At 48.8% G+C, this 17,082-nt stretch carries 16 protein-coding genes, 4 tRNA genes and 1 rRNA gene; 13 read left to right on the top strand and 8 right to left on the bottom strand.

The window, feature by feature from the left end; all coding sequences use genetic code 11:
* Positions 1-14 precede the first annotated feature (14 nt).
* From AC6I8U_RS16370 to def, 5 genes are all read right to left on the bottom strand, one after another.
* Positions 15-1,460, bottom strand: a complete 1,446-nt coding sequence (locus AC6I8U_RS16370) for a TrkH family potassium uptake protein (protein ID WP_498017376.1) — start codon at positions 1,458-1,460, stop codon at positions 15-17.
* 9 nt (positions 1,461-1,469) lie between these two features.
* A complete protein-coding gene (gene trkA, locus AC6I8U_RS16365) occupies positions 1,470-2,846 on the bottom strand; it encodes a Trk system potassium transporter TrkA (protein WP_042478065.1) in 1,377 nt (458 codons plus the stop codon).
* Between the two features lie 102 nt (positions 2,847-2,948).
* The gene (gene rsmB / locus AC6I8U_RS16360; RefSeq protein WP_234494872.1) at positions 2,949-4,229 is read right to left on the bottom strand and encodes a 16S rRNA (cytosine(967)-C(5))-methyltransferase RsmB; all 1,281 of its coding nucleotides are present in this window, start codon (positions 4,227-4,229) and stop codon (positions 2,949-2,951) included.
* Between the two features lie 90 nt (positions 4,230-4,319).
* Positions 4,320-5,267 (bottom strand): methionyl-tRNA formyltransferase, encoded by a 948-nt coding sequence (gene fmt, locus AC6I8U_RS16355; RefSeq protein WP_498017375.1) that lies wholly within the window; start codon positions 5,265-5,267, stop codon positions 4,320-4,322.
* Between the two features lie 32 nt (positions 5,268-5,299).
* Positions 5,300-5,809 (bottom strand): peptide deformylase, encoded by a 510-nt coding sequence (gene def, locus AC6I8U_RS16350; protein WP_042478058.1) that lies wholly within the window; start codon positions 5,807-5,809, stop codon positions 5,300-5,302.
* A gap of 115 nt (positions 5,810-5,924) precedes the next feature.
* On the opposite strand from def, the gene AC6I8U_RS16345 reads away from it, so the two are divergent.
* Genes AC6I8U_RS16345 through AC6I8U_RS16330 form a run of 4 tightly spaced genes read left to right on the top strand, consistent with a single transcriptional unit; the run spans position 5,925 to position 9,245 of the window.
* Complete coding sequence (locus AC6I8U_RS16345; RefSeq protein ID WP_498017374.1) at positions 5,925-7,004, top strand: LysM peptidoglycan-binding domain-containing protein; 1,080 nt, start codon at positions 5,925-5,927, stop codon at positions 7,002-7,004.
* Between the two features lie 37 nt (positions 7,005-7,041).
* Positions 7,042-8,142, top strand: a complete 1,101-nt coding sequence (dprA, locus tag AC6I8U_RS16340) for a DNA-processing protein DprA (RefSeq protein WP_498017373.1) — start codon at positions 7,042-7,044, stop codon at positions 8,140-8,142.
* A 2-nt stretch (positions 8,143-8,144) separates the two neighbouring features.
* Positions 8,145-8,621 (top strand): DUF494 family protein, encoded by a 477-nt coding sequence (locus AC6I8U_RS16335; protein WP_042478052.1) that lies wholly within the window; start codon positions 8,145-8,147, stop codon positions 8,619-8,621.
* A 45-nt stretch (positions 8,622-8,666) separates the two neighbouring features.
* Positions 8,667-9,245 carry a DNA topoisomerase family protein gene (locus tag AC6I8U_RS16330; RefSeq protein ID WP_498017372.1) on the top strand — a complete coding sequence of 193 codons (579 nt, stop codon included), beginning with the start codon at positions 8,667-8,669 and terminating at the stop codon, positions 9,243-9,245.
* A 50-nt stretch (positions 9,246-9,295) separates the two neighbouring features.
* Here the strand turns inward: AC6I8U_RS16330 and AC6I8U_RS16325 are convergent, their stop codons facing one another.
* Positions 9,296-10,426 carry a 5-(carboxyamino)imidazole ribonucleotide synthase gene (locus AC6I8U_RS16325; protein ID WP_498017371.1) on the bottom strand — a complete coding sequence of 377 codons (1,131 nt, stop codon included), beginning with the start codon at positions 10,424-10,426 and terminating at the stop codon, positions 9,296-9,298.
* Positions 10,427-10,428: 2 nt separating this feature from the next.
* On the bottom strand, positions 10,429-10,914 hold the full coding sequence (gene purE, locus AC6I8U_RS16320) for a 5-(carboxyamino)imidazole ribonucleotide mutase (RefSeq protein ID WP_042478050.1): 486 nt from the start codon (positions 10,912-10,914) through the stop codon (positions 10,429-10,431).
* A 183-nt stretch (positions 10,915-11,097) separates the two neighbouring features.
* Here purE and tsaC point away from each other — a divergent pair, with 183 nt between their 5' ends.
* The 4 genes from tsaC to AC6I8U_RS16300 all read left to right on the top strand — a co-directional run bounded on the left by tsaC (position 11,098) and on the right by AC6I8U_RS16300 (position 13,767).
* A complete protein-coding gene (tsaC, locus tag AC6I8U_RS16315; RefSeq protein WP_446570025.1) occupies positions 11,098-11,655 on the top strand; it encodes an L-threonylcarbamoyladenylate synthase type 1 TsaC in 558 nt (185 codons plus the stop codon).
* Positions 11,656-11,664: 9 nt separating this feature from the next.
* Positions 11,665-12,570, top strand: coding sequence for an oxygen-dependent coproporphyrinogen oxidase (hemF, locus tag AC6I8U_RS16310; protein ID WP_498017370.1), 906 nt, complete (start codon positions 11,665-11,667; stop codon positions 12,568-12,570).
* Positions 12,571-12,671: 101 nt separating this feature from the next.
* On the top strand, positions 12,672-13,499 hold the full coding sequence (gene aroE, locus AC6I8U_RS16305) for a shikimate dehydrogenase (RefSeq protein WP_234494863.1): 828 nt from the start codon (positions 12,672-12,674) through the stop codon (positions 13,497-13,499).
* A 4-nt stretch (positions 13,500-13,503) separates the two neighbouring features.
* Complete coding sequence (locus AC6I8U_RS16300) at positions 13,504-13,767, top strand: DUF1488 family protein (protein ID WP_498017369.1); 264 nt, start codon at positions 13,504-13,506, stop codon at positions 13,765-13,767.
* Here AC6I8U_RS16300 and AC6I8U_RS16295 read toward each other — a convergent pair.
* Positions 13,764-14,312, bottom strand: coding sequence for a gamma carbonic anhydrase family protein (locus AC6I8U_RS16295; protein WP_498017368.1), 549 nt, complete (start codon positions 14,310-14,312; stop codon positions 13,764-13,766). The two genes, AC6I8U_RS16300 and AC6I8U_RS16295, sit on opposite strands and share 4 nt — an antisense overlap.
* 516 nt (positions 14,313-14,828) lie before the next feature.
* On the opposite strand from AC6I8U_RS16295, the gene AC6I8U_RS16290 reads away from it, so the two are divergent.
* The 5 genes from AC6I8U_RS16290 (at position 14,829) to AC6I8U_RS16270 (ending at position 16,868) form a co-directional block, all read left to right on the top strand.
* Positions 14,829-16,380: ribosomal RNA gene (locus AC6I8U_RS16290) — 16S ribosomal RNA — on the top strand.
* A gap of 123 nt (positions 16,381-16,503) precedes the next feature.
* Positions 16,504-16,579 (top strand) — tRNA-Glu (locus tag AC6I8U_RS16285).
* A gap of 2 nt (positions 16,580-16,581) precedes the next feature.
* A tRNA-Lys gene (locus AC6I8U_RS16280) sits at positions 16,582-16,657 on the top strand.
* Positions 16,658-16,686: 29 nt separating this feature from the next.
* Positions 16,687-16,762 (top strand) — tRNA-Ala (locus AC6I8U_RS16275).
* Between the two features lie 30 nt (positions 16,763-16,792).
* Positions 16,793-16,868: transfer RNA gene (locus tag AC6I8U_RS16270), tRNA-Val, on the top strand.
* The last annotated feature ends 214 nt before the right edge of the window (positions 16,869-17,082 follow it).

The following is a 17,082-nucleotide window of genomic DNA, read 5'->3' as shown; positions in this document are numbered from 1 at the left end:
CTCCGTCAAAATGCTTAGCGGCGCCAGAACGCAGGGAAGAACAATACGATTAGGGTTAGGATTTCTAGGCGTCCCATCAGCATGCCAAAGCTGAGTAACCACTTAGCGGCATCCGGTAGAGGGGCAAAGTTTCCTGTTGGACCAATTACCGATCCCATTCCAGGACCCACGTTGGCAACGGCCGTTATCGCGCCAGAGATACTAGTCACTGGATCCAGTCCCATGGCACTGAGTGCGCCCGCCAGCACGATAATGGTCACAAAGAACATCAACCCAAAGGCGACAACCGAACGGACGATGTCGTCGTTTACTGGCCTTTGATTGTATCGTTGAACAAACACGCCTGAAGGATGGATAAGCTTCATCATCTGCTTGTGAAGCAGAGTCACCGCAATCTGAAAACGAAAGATTTTGATACCACCGGATGTCGAGCCTGAGCAGGCACCGACCATCATCATAAAGGCAAAGACCACGGATGGGAGCGGTCCCCAAGCGGTGAAATCTTCCAGTCCAAATCCAGTAGTGGTGACGACAGAGACGATATTGAACATGGATACGCGGAAGGCATCGGTGAGTGCATAGCCATCTTCAATAAACAGCCAAAGCGCAACAACGGTGCTAGAGACTAGAAATAGATAACCGAAGCCTCGTACCTGAGCATCATTCAAAAGCACCCTAGGATCTCGTTTAGACAGTGCAGCAACAAAAAGCAGAAATGGCAGACCACCCAAAAACATAAACACGGTACCGACCCAATGTGAGCCCTGTGAGAAATGATTCATTGAGCCGTCAGAGGTTGAGTATCCTCCGGTGGACAGGGTGGTAAAGGAGTGGTTGATGGCATCAAAAAGGTTCATACCAGTGGCGAGATAACCAAGCAGACACAGCCCAGTCAGCACTAAATACACCACAACGATGTTTTTCGCGACAGTCTTGGTGCGTGGGCTGCTCTTATCGGACCAATCGGAAGACTCGGTTTGGAACAGCCTCATACCACCCACGTTGAGCATGGGGAGCACCGCCACCGCCATAACGATAAAGCCAATGCCGCCAAGCCATTGCAAGATGGACCGCCACAGCAAAATACTCGGTGCCATATTGTCTAGGCCACTGAGTACGGTAGAGCCTGTTGTCGTGATACCTGACATGGTTTCGAAATAGGCATCGGTAAAGCTGATGTGGTTGATGAAAACAAAGGGCAACGCCGCGAAAGCGCTGGCAATGGTCCACACTAAACTGGTGATCAAGAACATATCTCGAACACCAAGCTTAAAGTGTTTGGTTCGGCCTATGGATAGACACAAGAATGCCGCAACATGGGTGATGATGACCGCTAGACCAAAATCGAGGAAGCCATCAGTACCCGTAAAGAAGGCGACCAATGTCGGTACGTACATGAACAGGGCGAGTTTAGAGAGCACTAACCCTATTACGAACGAGACCGGGCGGGCGTTAACCATAAAATTGCCTTACAAGAAGAACGCGCTCGGCTGGAACAATGCCTCAACGTCAGGCACGTATTTCTTATCAACCAAGAACATCACCACGTGGTCGTCCTGTTCGATAATGGTTCGGTCATGGGCAATCAATACCTCTTCACCGCGCACAATGGCGCCAATGGTGGTACCTGGTGGTAGTTTGATATCGCCGATAGCTTTGCCAACTACTTTGGAGGTGGTTTCGTCACCATGTGCAACGGCTTCGATGGCCTCGGCAGCGCCGCGACGCAGTGACGAAACGTTAACGATGTCAGCGCGGCGAACGTGTGTAAGTAGCGCTGAAATCGTGGCTTGTTGCGGTGAAATCGCCACATCGATGGTACCGCCTTGCACCAAGTCCACGTAGGCACCACGCTGGATCAGTACCATCACCTTCTTAGCGCCCATTTTCTTCGCCAGCATGGCTGACATGATGTTGGTTTCATCTTCGTTGGTGAGGGCAATAAACACATCGACTTGATCGATGTTTTCTTCGGCAAGCAGCTCTTGGTCAGCGGCATCACCGCAGAATACGATGGTGTTTTCCAATTCTTCTGAGAGTTTTTCAGCGCGCTGATAGCTGCGTTCAATCAGTTTAACGCTGTAGGTTTGCTCCAGACGTTTAGCGAGGCTGGCACCGATATTACCACCACCCACAATCATGATACGGCGATACGGCTTTTCCAGACGCTGTAGCTCACTCATGACCGAGCGTATGTGGTTACTTGCCGCGACAAAGAATACTTCGTCATCAGCTTCAATGATGGTGGTACCCTGAGGACGAATAGGGCGCCCTTGACGGAATATTGCTGCTACGCGGGTGTCAATGTGTGGCATGTGCTCACGCAATGTAGACAGCGCATTACCAACCAACGGGCCGCCGTAGTAAGCTTTAACCGCGACCAAACTAACTCGCTCGTCGGCAAAACTGACTACTTGCAATGCACCTGGGTATTGGATCAGTCGTTCGATGTAGCTGGTAACGAGCTCTTCTGGCGCGATAAGGTGGTCAACAGGGATAGCACCCGAGTTAAACAGGCTCTCTTTTTCGATCAGGTACTCACGAGAGCGAATACGTGCCACGCGGTTTGGTGTATTGAAGAGCGAGAACGCGACCTGACAGGCTGCCATGTTGGTTTCGTCCATGTTGGTCACCGCGACCAACATGTCAGCATCTTGTGCGCCGGCCTCTCTTAAAACGTCTGGGTGACAGGCGTAACCATTCACCACGCGCAAATCATACTTATCTTGCAGCTCTCTTAGGCGGTCGCTGTCGCGGTCGACGATAGTAATATCGTTGTTTTCACCAACGAGGTTCTCCGCTAGGGTGCCACCAACTTGACCAGCTCCAAGAATGATGATTTTCATAACATTTCGCTCTTCTGTTTTTTATAAACTCATTACGCCAATAGCATAGCCATCAATAAGTTAGCATGCTATTGATTTTTAAGTTCACTATCTAATAGTCGATTACTGCGTCTTTTGTAGAACAGCGTAATAGAAGCCATCCATATCGTGCTCACCCGGAAGAATCTGACGTCCAGGGTTCTCTTTATCTGAGCCGATAAGCTTGGCATTTGCCGTACGAGCCAAGAAAGCAATCACTTGGTCTCTGTTTTCTTGCGGCGTGATAGAGCATGTCGCATAAACCAAGGTACCGCCTACTTTCAATTGCTGCCACATAGCATCAAAGATTTCGCGTTGTAACTCAGCGAGTGCTTCAATGTCGTCAGCGCGGCGCAGCCATTTAATGTCGGGGTGGCGGCGAATAACGCCTGTTGCCGAACATGGTGCATCCAATAAGATGCGATCGAACTGCTCGCCTTGCCACCACTCTTGTGGCGTTCTTGCATCTCCACAGACGACCTTCGCCTGAAGATTCAGACGTTTTAGGTTGTCATGAACGCGCTTAAGACGAGTTTCGTCACAATCAATCGCGACAACCTGACTCTCTTTGGTGCGCTCTAGGATATGTGCAGTCTTGCCGCCTGGCGCTGCGCAGCAGTCTAGGATCAGCTCGCCATCTTGTGGCTGTAGATAGTTAATCGATAGCTGTGCCGCCGCATCTTGAACTGAGACCCAACCCTTCTCAAAACCTGGTAACTTGGTCACATCGCAAGGCGCGGCCAATTTTAGGGCATCTTGCGCTTCTGGGTGAGAGGTGGAATCTATGCCTTCATTTTTGAGAAGTGCCTGATAGTCATCACGAGGTAGGTGCTGGTGGTTCACGCGCAGCCACATAGGCGCCTTCATGTTGTTGGCTTCAACAATGCTCTCCCACTGCTCTGGGTAGCTTTGTTGCAGCAGCTTCAGCAGCCAACTTGGATGACCATACTTACCTGCGTTGTGGCTTACCGATTTTTGGTCTAGCTCTTCTTGATTGCGCTGGTAGTTACGCAGTACCGCATTAATCAAGCCGCGCAGTCTTGGGCCTTTGAGCGCTTTGGTTGCTTCCACTGTCTCACCAACCGCGGCGTGCGCAGGAATACGCATATGACCGATTTGGTAGAGTCCGACCAAAATCAAATGATGAAATACGCGCTGTTTGCCTTTTAGGGGTTTATCCATTAATTCGGAGGCGACAGATTCAAGACGAGGCAAGATTCGAAGTGCACCAAAGCAGATCTCTTGTAGCAGTGCTTGGTCGCGAGGTTTCACCTGCTGCTGACCCAATGGAAGAGCACTCGATAGCGATTGGCCTTTATCAACCACTTGGAAAAGGATATTAGCCGCGACAGCGCGAACGTTCATGTTAGTTACCTAAAATTGTGTTGCTATGAAAACAAACTAGGGCCCGTACTGGTCAGTACTGGCCCTAAATATCGTACGCGGTAGGTATCGTTATCCTAGGATACTACCGACTTCAAACCAGCTAGCTTTGGAATTAAGAACATCACTCACAGACATGGCTTTTTTGCCTGGGATCTGAATCTGCTCCAGAACCAAGGTGTCTTTGCCTGTTGCGACGTAAACTCCTGTTTTATCAGCCTTAAGAATAGTCCCCGGTGTGGCGTCTGTCGCATTCGCTTCAACGCGCGATTGCCAAACCTTGATGTTGTTCTCTTCAACAGAGAAGAAACTCATTGGCCACGGGTTAAATGCACGAATGCAGCGCTCAATAAACGCGGCATCTTGAGACCAATCAATCTTAGCTTCGTCTTTGCTCAGCTTACTGGCGTAATTGGCTTGCTCATCGTCCTGTTTTACTGGAGTGGCATTGCCTGACGCGATATCGCCAAGACAATCAACCAAAGCTTCTGGGCCCAACTCGGCGAGCTTATCGTACATAGTCGCGCTGGTGTCGGTGGCTTCAATCGGAAGCGTTGCGATCTTTAGCATGTCGCCAGTATCAAGACCGATATCCATCTGCATGATGGTAACACCAGTTTCTGCATCACCCGCCCAAATAGAGCGTTGAATCGGCGCGGCACCGCGCCAGCGAGGCAAGATCGAACCATGCACGTTGATACAACCAAGCTTGGGTGTATCTAGAACAGCTTGAGGAAGCAGAAGACCGTACGCCACGACAACCATGATGTCAGCGTTAAGATCTTTTAGCTCTTGCTTTGCCTCATCAGATTTAAAATTGACGGGCTGATAAACCGGGATGTCATGCTCAAGCGCAATGTTTTTAACAGGACTTGCGGTGAGTTTTTTACCACGACCTGCTGGGCGATCTGGCTGGGTATAAACAGCAACAACCTCGTGCTCCGAAGACAATAACGCCGCCAGGTGACGGGCGGCGAAGTCTGGAGTACCGGCAAACACAATACGTAATGATTGGCTCACACTGACCTCTCTTAACTTAAATTCTTATTCGATTACTGCTTAGCGTTAAAGCGCTTAATTTTTTCAAGCTTGTCTTTAATACGCTTGCGCTTTAGAGGGGATAGGTAATCAACAAACAGTTTACCCTCTAGGTGGTCAAGCTCATGTTGAACACAGATAGCCAGTAGATCGTCCGCATCGAAAGTGAACTCTTCACCGTCGCGGTTTAGCGCTTTTACGGTGACTTCAGCTGCGCGAGGCACCAATGCGCGGGCGCCAGGAACCGATAGACAGCCTTCTTCGATGCCGTCTTCACCTCGTTTTTCAGTGATTTCTGGGTTGATCAGAACCATAGGCTCGTCGCGAGTATCTGAAATATCAATCACAACAATTCGCTGATGAACGTCAACTTGGGTTGCTGCCAGACCGATACCTTCTTCGTCGTACATGGTTTCAATCATGTCGTCGACGATTTTTTGGATTTCCGGCGTTACCGCTTCAACGGGCTTTGCTACCGTTCTTAGGCGATCATCCGGGAAAGTTAATACTTGTAATACAGACATATACACTCAAAATGTTGAACTGTGCCGAATAGGCTTGGACTTCGTTGGTTCAATTCTAGACATTTTCCAACCTAAATGACAGCATCCCTTGAAACAAAGCGAAGGATTGCGGTGTATGAAGCAGGGAAATGTGCTGTTATTGAGGGGTTACATTGTTGTCGTCACGCTCGTTTTAGGTTTTCCCTCCCTCGCTGATAATTCACTCACCTTAAAAGACCAAGCCCCTTCACTCTACCAAGTGAAAAAGGGCGACACGCTCTGGGCTATTTCCAGCCTTTATCTGCACTCTCCGTGGCGCTGGCCTGAACTCTGGGGCAAGAATCGACATATCCATAATCCACACCTTATTTATCCTGGTGATCGATTGTCGCTGAGCTGGGTCGATGGCCAGCCAAGATTGACTCGTAAAAAACTTGAGAAGCTATCGCCGAGTATTCAAATCGCTAGCAAAGCACCGATCGCTGCAATTAACGCGATAACGCAAGCTCGCTATACACGCACAGAAGGATTGGTCTTAAGTAGTGAGCTGCGAGATTTTCCCAAAGTGATTGGCTCCAGCAACGGGCTAAAGTATGTCACCGCGCAAGATGATGTTTATATCAACTATCAAGGTAATGAGACCGATTGGGCCATTTACCGCGTAAGCCAAACATTCTCTGCATTGCAACCAGAGTACAGTATGCAGCAGGTTAGGATGGTGGCAGTCGCGAAGACTAAATCACAGAGTGCTGACATCACAACGCTTGAGATTGAAAGGCTCATTCATGAAGTTAAACAGCAGGATGTGGTGATTCCTCTGTCGTCGATTCAAACGCCTGAACACCTCCAATCTTTCGAACCTCACGCCGGAATACCCGTCGATGGACTTGCTATTGTTGGCATGATGGAAGCCACCCATTATGCGGTTCGAGGTCAGGCGGTGGTACTTAATCACGGGTTTGTGTCTGGTATTGAGCAAGGGAGTAGCTACACACTGGTGAGACCGGCACAGGCGTTTCAGTTCGCTCAAGGGGAGCACGGATTGACTGACACCTACCAAGAAGGGCTATCACAACAATTACCGACGATAGAAATTGGGCATCTTGTGGTGATTCGCAGCTATCCGTTTTTCAGTATCGCTCTCATTACCGAGGCCAGTGAGCCCATTACTCGCCAAACTATCGTGGCCAATCCTGATAAAACACCGACCAGTTAATGGACCATGCTATCGATGAAAGGTATGGATGAATGCTATGGATGATAATACAAGAGTCGCTTGGCTTCGCCTTTCCCTGTGTCCGGGAATTGGTCCCGTCACGTTTTATAAGCTGCTAGCCGTTGATGACCCACGCAACATTGTGGAGTCAGATGAACAAACCTTATCTGCGATAGGGCTCAAGCCAAATCAAGTGAGCTTTATTCGGCGTAAGTCAGTTGAGCTTGCATATAAAGCGATGGAATGGAGCAGTGGTGCTGACAACCACATCTTAACCCATCAAGATGAGCACTATCCGCCATTATTGCGTGAGTCTAAGGGCTGTCCTCCTATTCTTTATGTCCAAGGCGATGTGAGTGTGTTGTCCGAGCAGCAGATCGCCATGGTAGGCAGCCGAAATGCCAGTACAGGCGGGCTCGAGACTGCGCGCAGCTTTGCGGCTGAGTTTGTTCGATATGGCTATTGTGTAACAAGCGGTCTGGCACTCGGAATTGATGGCCATGCTCATCAGGGAGCACTAGATGCATGCGGGAAAACCATAGCGGTATTGGGCTCAGGGCTAGGCTCTATTTATCCAGCCCGCCACCGTTCCCTCGCGCAAAGGGTTGCTCAGCACGGAGCCTTGGTGAGTGAACACCTTCCGTGGATAAAGCCGAGAGCCGAGTACTTTCCGAGACGAAATAGAATTGTCAGCGGGTTATCGCTCGGTGTTGTGGTGGTGGAAGCGGCAGAAAAAAGTGGCTCACTGATAACCGCAAAATATGCAGCGGAGCAAGGACGTGAAGTTTTTGCTATTCCCGGTTCCATTCGCCATGCCTATCACTCGGGGTGTCATTCATTAATACGAGCCGGTGCCTGTCTCGTACAAAATGTTGAAGATGTATTGTGTGAAATAGAATCTCTGTCTAACTGGTCTAAAAAAGTACAACCAACACTTTTTGACCAAGTTATTGATAAAGAAGAATTGCCATTTGCAGATCTGTTGGCTAACGTAGGAATAGAGGCAACGCCGGTTGATATTTTGGCGCAAAAGACCCATATTCCTGTTCAAGAGGTCATGCAACAGCTTTTAGAGCTCGAATTATCGGGTCATGTTGTTGCTGTAAACGGTGGTTATATTCTTAAGGGGAGAGGCTAGCTATGATGATGGACATACTGATGTACCTGTTCGAAACCTACGTGCATAGCGATGCAGATCTGCAGGTAGACCAAGACGAACTTGAGGATGAGCTGTTAAGAGCAGGCTTTAAGCAAAAAGATATCTACAAGGCACTCGAATGGCTTGAGGATCTAGCTGAGCTGCAAAACACCGACAATCACTCCGCCATTGCGATGAGTGCCGCGACCTCGACACGGATCTACACCGCTCAAGAAATGACGCGCATGGATGTGAAAAGTCGTGGACTATTGATGTTCCTAGAACAGATTGGTGTACTGACCACAGAAACTCGTGAAATGGTTATCGACCGTGTAATGGGACTGGAAACCAACGACTTTGAGCTCGATGACCTGAAATGGATCATTTTAATGGTTTTGTTCAATGTTCCAGGCAACGAAAACGCGTACACTCTCATGGAAGAACTCATCTACACCGCTGAACGAGGTGTGGTGCATTAATCCTCCCAGCCCAATCAATTGGGTTGCTTGCGTTAAGAGAACACCATGAGTGGTAAAATCGACAATCAACTTTTCTCGGCTCATGAGCATGCACTGGATCATGAGCCGTGTCCTCAATGTGACGCTGGTAAGCTGATCCTTAAAAATGGCAAACACGGCCCTTTTCTAGGTTGCGATCAGTACCCTAGTTGCGATTACATTAAACCCTTGCATCAAAATGATGGTCATATCATCAAAGAGTTAGGTGTAGCGTGCCCTGACTGTGGCTCAGAGCTACTGTTGCGCCAAGGACGATTTGGGATGTTTATCGGCTGCAGTAACTACCCAGAATGTCATTTCATTCAATCACCTAACAAGCAAGAAGAGCCAGAGCAGCCAACGCAAGCGTCGGTCTCCTGCCCAGAATGTGCGAAAGGCGCGCTGACAGAGAGAAAGTCTCGCTTCGGCAAGGCCTTTTATGCCTGTGATCAGTATCCGAAGTGTAAGTTCGCAGTTAATCACCCTCCAGTCGAGGGGTACTGTCAATATTGTGGTTTTGAGTTGCTGGTAGAAAAGAAGCGGGCATCGGGTACGGTGCTCGAGTGCGCTTCAAGGCGCTGCCATAAAGTGCAAGCAAGCGAATAACAAAACGGCTCCCAATGGGAGCCGTTTTAAATTCTAGAGTACAACCAAGCTTAAAGTGCTTCAGCGGCAGGTTTAAGTGCAGGAAATGCCGTCTCATCTAGGAGTTCAGACAACGCAAGCAGCTGTGCTTTTAACGCGGCTTTGTCGTCTGCAGTCACATTAATGTGACCCATCTTGCGACCAGCGCGTTTGTCTTTACCATACCAGTGCACGTGACAGCCAGTCAGAGCATGCACGGCTTCTGGCAGGGTATCTTCACCTAAAATGTTTACCATTGATGTCGCGCGAATGGCTTGTGTCGAGCCCAGCGGCATATCGCATACTGCGCGCAGGTGGTTTTCGAACTGACAGGTATCAGCACCTTGCTGAGTCCAGTGCCCAGAGTTGTGCACGCGAGGAGCGATCTCGTTGACAAGCAATTGACCATTGACATCGAAAAATTCAAGCGCGAGTACACCCACATAGTTCAGAGACTCCGCAACAGCGGTAAACATTTGCGCCGCTTGTGCTTGAAGTTCAGGTTCATCAATCGCAGTAGATAGTGTCAATACGCCATTGGTGTGCACATTTTCCGCCAGTGGATAGATAGCAATCTCACCTTGTTTGTTGCGAGCACCAACCAATGAGACTTCGCGTTGGAAAGGAACGAATTCCTCGGCAACAATGGCTTGGCTGTCTGATTCAGCAATGCACTGTGCCATTTCGGTCCAGATAGCATCGACGTCATCAAGCGTTTTCAATCGCCACTGGCCTTTACCATCGTATCCGCCTAAAGCGCTTTTGAGCACCATTGGAAGACCAACATGCTCAATGGCCGCGTCGAAATCATCACGTGTGTTGATGACAGCGTATTTAGCGTTCTTCACTCCGGCATTGTCGAGAAGTGCTTTCTCTATGCGACGGTCACCACCGGCTTTGATGGCCTCTGTCGAAGGTAGGAACTTGCCACTCTTCTCACAGATTGCGAGCACGTCATGTGGAATATGTTCGAACTCAGCGGTAATCACATCAGCTTGAGCGATCGCCTGCTCTAGACCGTTACCCAAAACTTCAAGTGTTAGTGGGTGAACGATATTCTCGCTACGCACGTCAAACGCGGAGATTTGAATATTCAATGGAGCGCCAGCCAGTGACATCATACGTGCCAGTTGTCCGGCCCCTAGAACCAGTACATGTTTCATTGTTAGTCCTCAGAAGGATCTGGGTTAGCAAGTACGGTTTCTGTTTGTTGGCTGCGGAACGCTTCAACTTTTTCCATCACGGCATTATCGTGAACACCAATGATTTGCGCTGCTAGGATACCGGCATTTGCTGCACCTGCTTCACCAATTGCCAGTGTGCCAACCGCAATGCCTTTTGGCATTTGCACGATAGACAGTAATGAATCCATGCCCTTTAAGGCACGGCTTTGAACTGGAACGCCTAATACAGGAACGCTTGTGAATGCTGCAGCCATGCCCGGAAGGTGTGCAGCACCGCCTGCGCCGGCGATGATAACTGAGATGCCACGCTCTTTAGCAGAGGTCGCGTAGTCAGCGAGTAGTTGCGGTGTACGGTGAGCAGAAACAACCTTGGTTTCATAATCCACACCAAACTGATCCAGCATTTCTGCTGCAAGTTTCATGGTTGGCCAATCTGATTTTGAACCCATAATAATGCCGACTTTCATCCGAAGCTCCTTCAAGGCGTGTGCAAATGGACTAATTTGCGCGCATTATACGAGGATTTTTTTCTTAGGAAAACGTTTGCGTGGGTGAATTTTGTGTTTTTTTCTGGATTCTCACTCGGCTTTTGAGCATAGTGCCGTTGAAATGTAAAATAATTGTTTAGCTTTTAATAAAAGGAAGTCTCGGTGGATAATTTTCAAACCACAGTTGCGGCGCTTCAATCCGGTGAAGTAATTGCTTATCCAACGGAAGGCGTGTTCGGTGTTGGGTGCGATCCAGATGATACTAAGGCGATTGAAAAGCTGCTGGCTGTTAAAGAGCGTCCGGTAGAGAAGGGTCTTATCCTCATCGCGGCCAACTTTGAACAGCTGCGTCCCTATATAGATGAAACACAACTAACGCAGCAACAACTTGAGAGTGTTCAACAGACCTGGCCAGGGCCTTATACCTGGATCATGCCAGCCAGCTCGCGAGTCTCTTCTTGGTTAAGCGGTGCTTTTGATACTATTGCGGTGCGTGTGACCGACCATCAACTGGTGCAAAAACTGTGCTTGGCCTACGGCAAGCCGATTACATCAACCAGTGCTAACCTTTCCGGCATGCCATCATGCATGACGACAGAAGAAGTGAAAGATCAGCTCGGTGACCGATTAGCGGCTATTCTCGAGGGTGAAACGGGCGGTCGAAACAAGCCTAGTGAAATCCGCGATGCGCGCACCTTAAAAGTACTACGACAAGGCTAAGGAGACCCTGTGCAGCAAGTCGATAAACATCAAGTCAAAGCGTTTTTACTTCAGCTTCAAGACGATATCTGCCAAAAACTCGAGCAACAAGATGGTGTTGCTGTCTTTCAACAAGATGAGTGGCAACGTGAACAAGGTGGCGGTGGTCGCAGCCGAGTGATGAAAGACGGCCACGTGTTTGAGCAAGGCGGCGTGAACTTCTCACACGTGTTTGGTGACAAGATGCCCGCTTCCGCAACGGCTCATCGACCAGAGTTAGCCGGGCGTAAGTTTGAAGCGATGGGGGTTTCGTTAGTTATTCACCCTAAAAACCCTTATATCCCTACCTCACATGCCAATGTGCGCTTTTTTATTGCAGAAAAAGAGGGGGAAGATCCGATTTGGTGGTTTGGTGGAGGCTTTGACCTGACACCGTTTTATCCGTTCGAAGAGGATTGCCAGCACTGGCATGATACCGCTAAGCAAATCTGTCAGCCATTTGGTGAAGACGTCTATGCAGAGCATAAAAAATGGTGTGATGATTACTTCTTCTTGCCACATCGAAATGAAACTCGCGGTGTAGGTGGCTTATTCTTTGATGATCTCAATCAGTGGGGATTTGAACGCTCATTTGCCTACATGCAGGCGGTAGGTAATGGGTATACCGATGCTTACTTGCCTATAGTCGAGAAGCGCAAAGATGAGTCTTACGGTGAACGCGAGCGTAATTTCCAACTGTATCGTCGCGGACGCTATGTAGAGTTTAACCTTGTTTATGATCGTGGGACGCTGTTTGGCTTGCAAAGTGGCGGCCGTACAGAGTCCATTCTGATGTCGATGCCTCCATTGGCTCGTTGGGAATACAGTTACCAACCCGAAGAGGGAAGTGCCGAGGCGAAACTGTACAGCGACTATCTAAAACCTAGAGAGTGGTAGTCGAGCGGATAGCCACAGTTCAACTTGGCGAATGTGTGTCGAAATGATAGTGTCGAGCTATACCTTTCGGCACCCATTAGGCAAGGACAGTAGGCACAGACATGAGCAAGCCCGATCAGTACGTTGTATTTGGTAACCCCATTTCACAAAGTAAGTCACCGTATATTCATACACTTTTCGCACGACAAACCTCGCAAAACCTAGAGTATGGTCGCCAAGAGCCAGAACCTGAAGGCTTCAAGCAAGCGGCAACGGACTTTTTTCTATCGGGTGGTAAAGGGTGCAACATTACCGCACCATTTAAAGAAGACGCTTATCAGTTCGCAGGTCGTCTGACCGAGCGCGCGCAGCTTGCCGGTGCGGTCAATACGCTCAAGAAACTTGATGACGGCGAAATCATTGGAGATAACACCGACGGCGAAGGCTTAGTTCAAGATCTGCTACAACACCAAGTTCAGTTAGAAGGCGCCTCCATATTAGTGATTGGTGCTGGTGGTGCTGCTCGAGGTGTTCTCAAGCCACTTCTCGATCAAAAGCCCGCATCTATAACCATCACCAACCGTACTTTTGAAAAAGCACAGCAGCTCTCTGAGCTTTTTGATGAGTTTGGCCCAATTGCAGCGGTGCCAATGAGCGATATAGCAAACGCTTATGATGTGGTCATCAACTCTTCTTCTACCAGTCTCTATAAACAGCTTCCTGATGTTAGCAGTGCTATCTTTGCTAACCACACCGTGAGTTATGACATGACTTATGGTCAAGGGCTCACGACATTCAATCAATGGGCCAAGGACTCTGGCGCAAGATTCGCTTATGATGGTTTAGGTATGTTAGTTGGGCAAGCGGCCGAAAGCTTCATGCTATGGCGAGGTTTGAGACCGGGTACTAAGCAGATATTACGAGAACTAAGAAAGAACCTAGAAGGTTAATCGAATGAATCAGTCCATTTTGTTTTCTGACCAGCTTACTTGGAATGAGGAAGCCGGCATGGTTGAGTTTCATGCTCAGCAGGCTGGAATGTTGATTATCTGTTTGGTGAGTCTGGACAAGCTGGGTAAGCTTAATAACTCCAGTGAGGTTTCAAAGGAAAACGCCTTCGAGCAGTTTGAAGCGGCGCGCTTTGATATAGAAGAGATAGCTGAAAGCCTCGTTGAAGATGAGGCTTTCGATGAACAGGGACGCATTATCATTAACTAACGAATGATCGTTACTTCCTGCATATAGTCATTTTTGTTCTGCACATAGTTATTGGCAGAGCGCAGCAAAAAGGCTCTTTCTTTATCGGTTAAAGGACGAGCCTGTTTGACCGGGCTGCCTACATAGAGGTAGCCACTTTCTAAAACTTTATTAGGTGGCACCAGCGAACCTGCTCCTATCATCACATCGGACTCAATGGTTGCGCCATCAAGTACGATGCTCCCCATGCCCACAAGAACCCTATCTTTGATGGTGCAGCCGTGTAGCATTACTTTATGACCGATAGTCACGTCATTACCTATGAGTAATGGGTAGCCTTCAGGGTTTTCCGCATTCTTATGGGTAACGTGCAATACGCTGTTGTCTTGGATATTAGTGCGCTCACCGATTTCTATATGGTTCACATCACCACGCGCTGACACTAGGGGCCAAACACTGGCATCTTTACCAAAGCGGACATCACCGACGATAACACTGGTTTCATCTACATAGACGGAGCTGTCTAATTGTGGCTTTATGCCCTTGTAACTGCGAATTGAAGTCATATCAGTCTCTAAATCTGTGGAATGGGGCTATTTTGGCGAGTTATTGCAGTAATTTACAGCGCCAAAGCACAAAAAATAACCATACAAACAAAAAATGCGAAAAAACTGCATTTAGGGTATTGCCAATGTGATTTCGATCTCTATAATGCCCCCTCGCTGACACGGGAAAGGACAACGAAATCCCCAACGAGTCAGAAGGTCACAAGCTTCTAAGAAGCTTAGCAAAATAAGTTGAAAAAAGTGGTTGACACGAAAACTTATCTCGCTAAAATGGCCATCCGTTTTGAGAGGGATGCTTAGTCCGAAGCTCGAAACAAGCTCTTTAACAATATAAACCTATCAATCTGTGTGGGCACTCGTTGATGATAATCAAATTAGATATTTCTCTTAATAAAGAGCGGTATCAAATTAGGTTTCAATGAAACGAAGTGACCATTGAATCGAAAGATTCAGCACAGTCAATTCAAACATTACTTTTATGTAATGTTCAGTATTCATTGAGCCGAACAAAATCTTAAATTGAAGAGTTTGATCATGGCTCAGATTGAACGCTGGCGGCAGGCCTAACACATGCAAGTCGAGCGGAAACGAGTTAACTGAACCTTCGGGGGACGTTAACGGCGTCGAGCGGCGGACGGGTGAGTAATGCCTGGGAAATTGCCCTGATGTGGGGGATAACCATTGGAAACGATGGCTAATACCGCATAATAGCTTCGGCTCAAAGAGGGGGACCTTCGGGCCTCTCGCGTCAGGATATGCCCAGGTGGGATTAGCTAGTTGGTGAGGTAATGGCTCACCAAGGCGACGATCCCTAGCTGGTCTGAGAGGATGATCAGCCACACTGGAACTGAGACACGGTCCAGACTCCTACGGGAGGCAGCAGTGGGGAATATTGCACAATGGGCGCAAGCCTGATGCAGCCATGCCGCGTGTGTGAAGAAGGCCTTCGGGTTGTAAAGCACTTTCAGCAGTGAGGAAGGTGGTGTCGTTAATAGCGGCATCATTTGACGTTAGCTGCAGAAGAAGCACCGGCTAACTCCGTGCCAGCAGCCGCGGTAATACGGAGGGTGCGAGCGTTAATCGGAATTACTGGGCGTAAAGCGCATGCAGGTGGTTAGTTAAGTCAGATGTGAAAGCCCGGGGCTCAACCTCGGAACTGCATTTGAAACTGGCTGACTAGAGTACTGTAGAGGGGGGGTAGAATTTCAGGTGTAGCGGTGAAATGCGTAGAGATCTGAAGGAATACCGGTGGCGAAGGCGGCCCCCTGGACAGATACTGACACTCAGATGCGAAAGCGTGGGGAGCAAACAGGATTAGATACCCTGGTAGTCCACGCCGTAAACGATGTCTACTTGGAGGTTGTGGCCTTGAGCCGTGGCTTTCGGAGCTAACGCGTTAAGTAGACCGCCTGGGGAGTACGGTCGCAAGATTAAAACTCAAATGAATTGACGGGGCCCGCACAAGCGGTGGAGCATGTGGTTTAATTCGATGCAACGCGAAGAACCTTACCTACTCTTGACATCCTCAGAAGAGACTGGAGACAGTCTTGTGCCTTCGGGAACTGAGAGACAGGTGCTGCATGGCTGTCGTCAGCTCGTGTTGTGAAATGTTGGGTTAAGTCCCGCAACGAGCGCAACCCTTATCCTTGTTTGCCAGCACTTCGGGTGGGAACTCCAGGGAGACTGCCGGTGATAAACCGGAGGAAGGTGGGGACGACGTCAAGTCATCATGGCCCTTACGAGTAGGGCTACACACGTGCTACAATGGCGCATACAGAGGGCGGCCAACTTGCGAAAGTGAGCGAATCCCAAAAAGTGCGTCGTAGTCCGGATTGGAGTCTGCAACTCGACTCCATGAAGTCGGAATCGCTAGTAATCGTGGATCAGAATGCCACGGTGAATACGTTCCCGGGCCTTGTACACACCGCCCGTCACACCATGGGAGTGGGCTGCAAAAGAAGTGGGTAGTTTAACCTTCGGGAGGACGCTCACCACTTTGTGGTTCATGACTGGGGTGAAGTCGTAACAAGGTAGCCCTAGGGGAACCTGGGGCTGGATCACCTCCTTATACGAATAGATTATTGCGATGAGTGTTCACACAGATTGATTAGGTTTGTAAAGATAAAGAGATTTTGTTTTTGCTGAAAAGCGAAAGCAGAAAATAGTAAGTGCCCAACACTTACTGCTTAGTGTCCCGTTCGTCTAGAGGCCTAGGACACCGCCCTTTCACGGCGGTAACAGGGGTTCGACTCCCCTACGGGATACCATTGGGTCGTTAGCTCAGTTGGTAGAGCAGTTGACTTTTAATCAATTGGTCGCAGGTTCGAATCCTGCACGACCCACCATTCCTTCTTTGAAGGAACTCTCAAGAAATGGGGCTATAGCTCAGCTGGGAGAGCGCCTGCCTTGCACGCAGGAGGTCAGCAGTTCGATCCTGCTTAGCTCCACCATTCTTGAACATTCCACGGAATGATTTTCGTGGGCGATTAGCTCAGTTGGGAGAGCACCTCCCTTACAAGGAGGGGGTCACTGGTTCGAGCCCGGTATCGCCCACCATCTTTAAGCGCATTTCTTTTAAAAGAAAAGCTTTAAGTGCTCTTAAAAATGGTTTCGAAAGCTTTATTGCTGTAGAAAACATGCTCTTTAAAAATTTGGAAAGCTGACGAATAAGAATTGATTGTTCTTATTCAATTAAAAGTTCTCAAATCCTATATCGAAAGATGTAGGTACCAACACATTCAAGTGTTCTTGGAATTTGAGTCCGGCAAAA

This window comes from Vibrio sp. KUL80 (genome assembly GCF_059725495.1).
The sequence above is the reverse complement of the archived record's forward strand: the minus strand, read 5'-3'. Positions and strand labels throughout refer to the sequence as shown.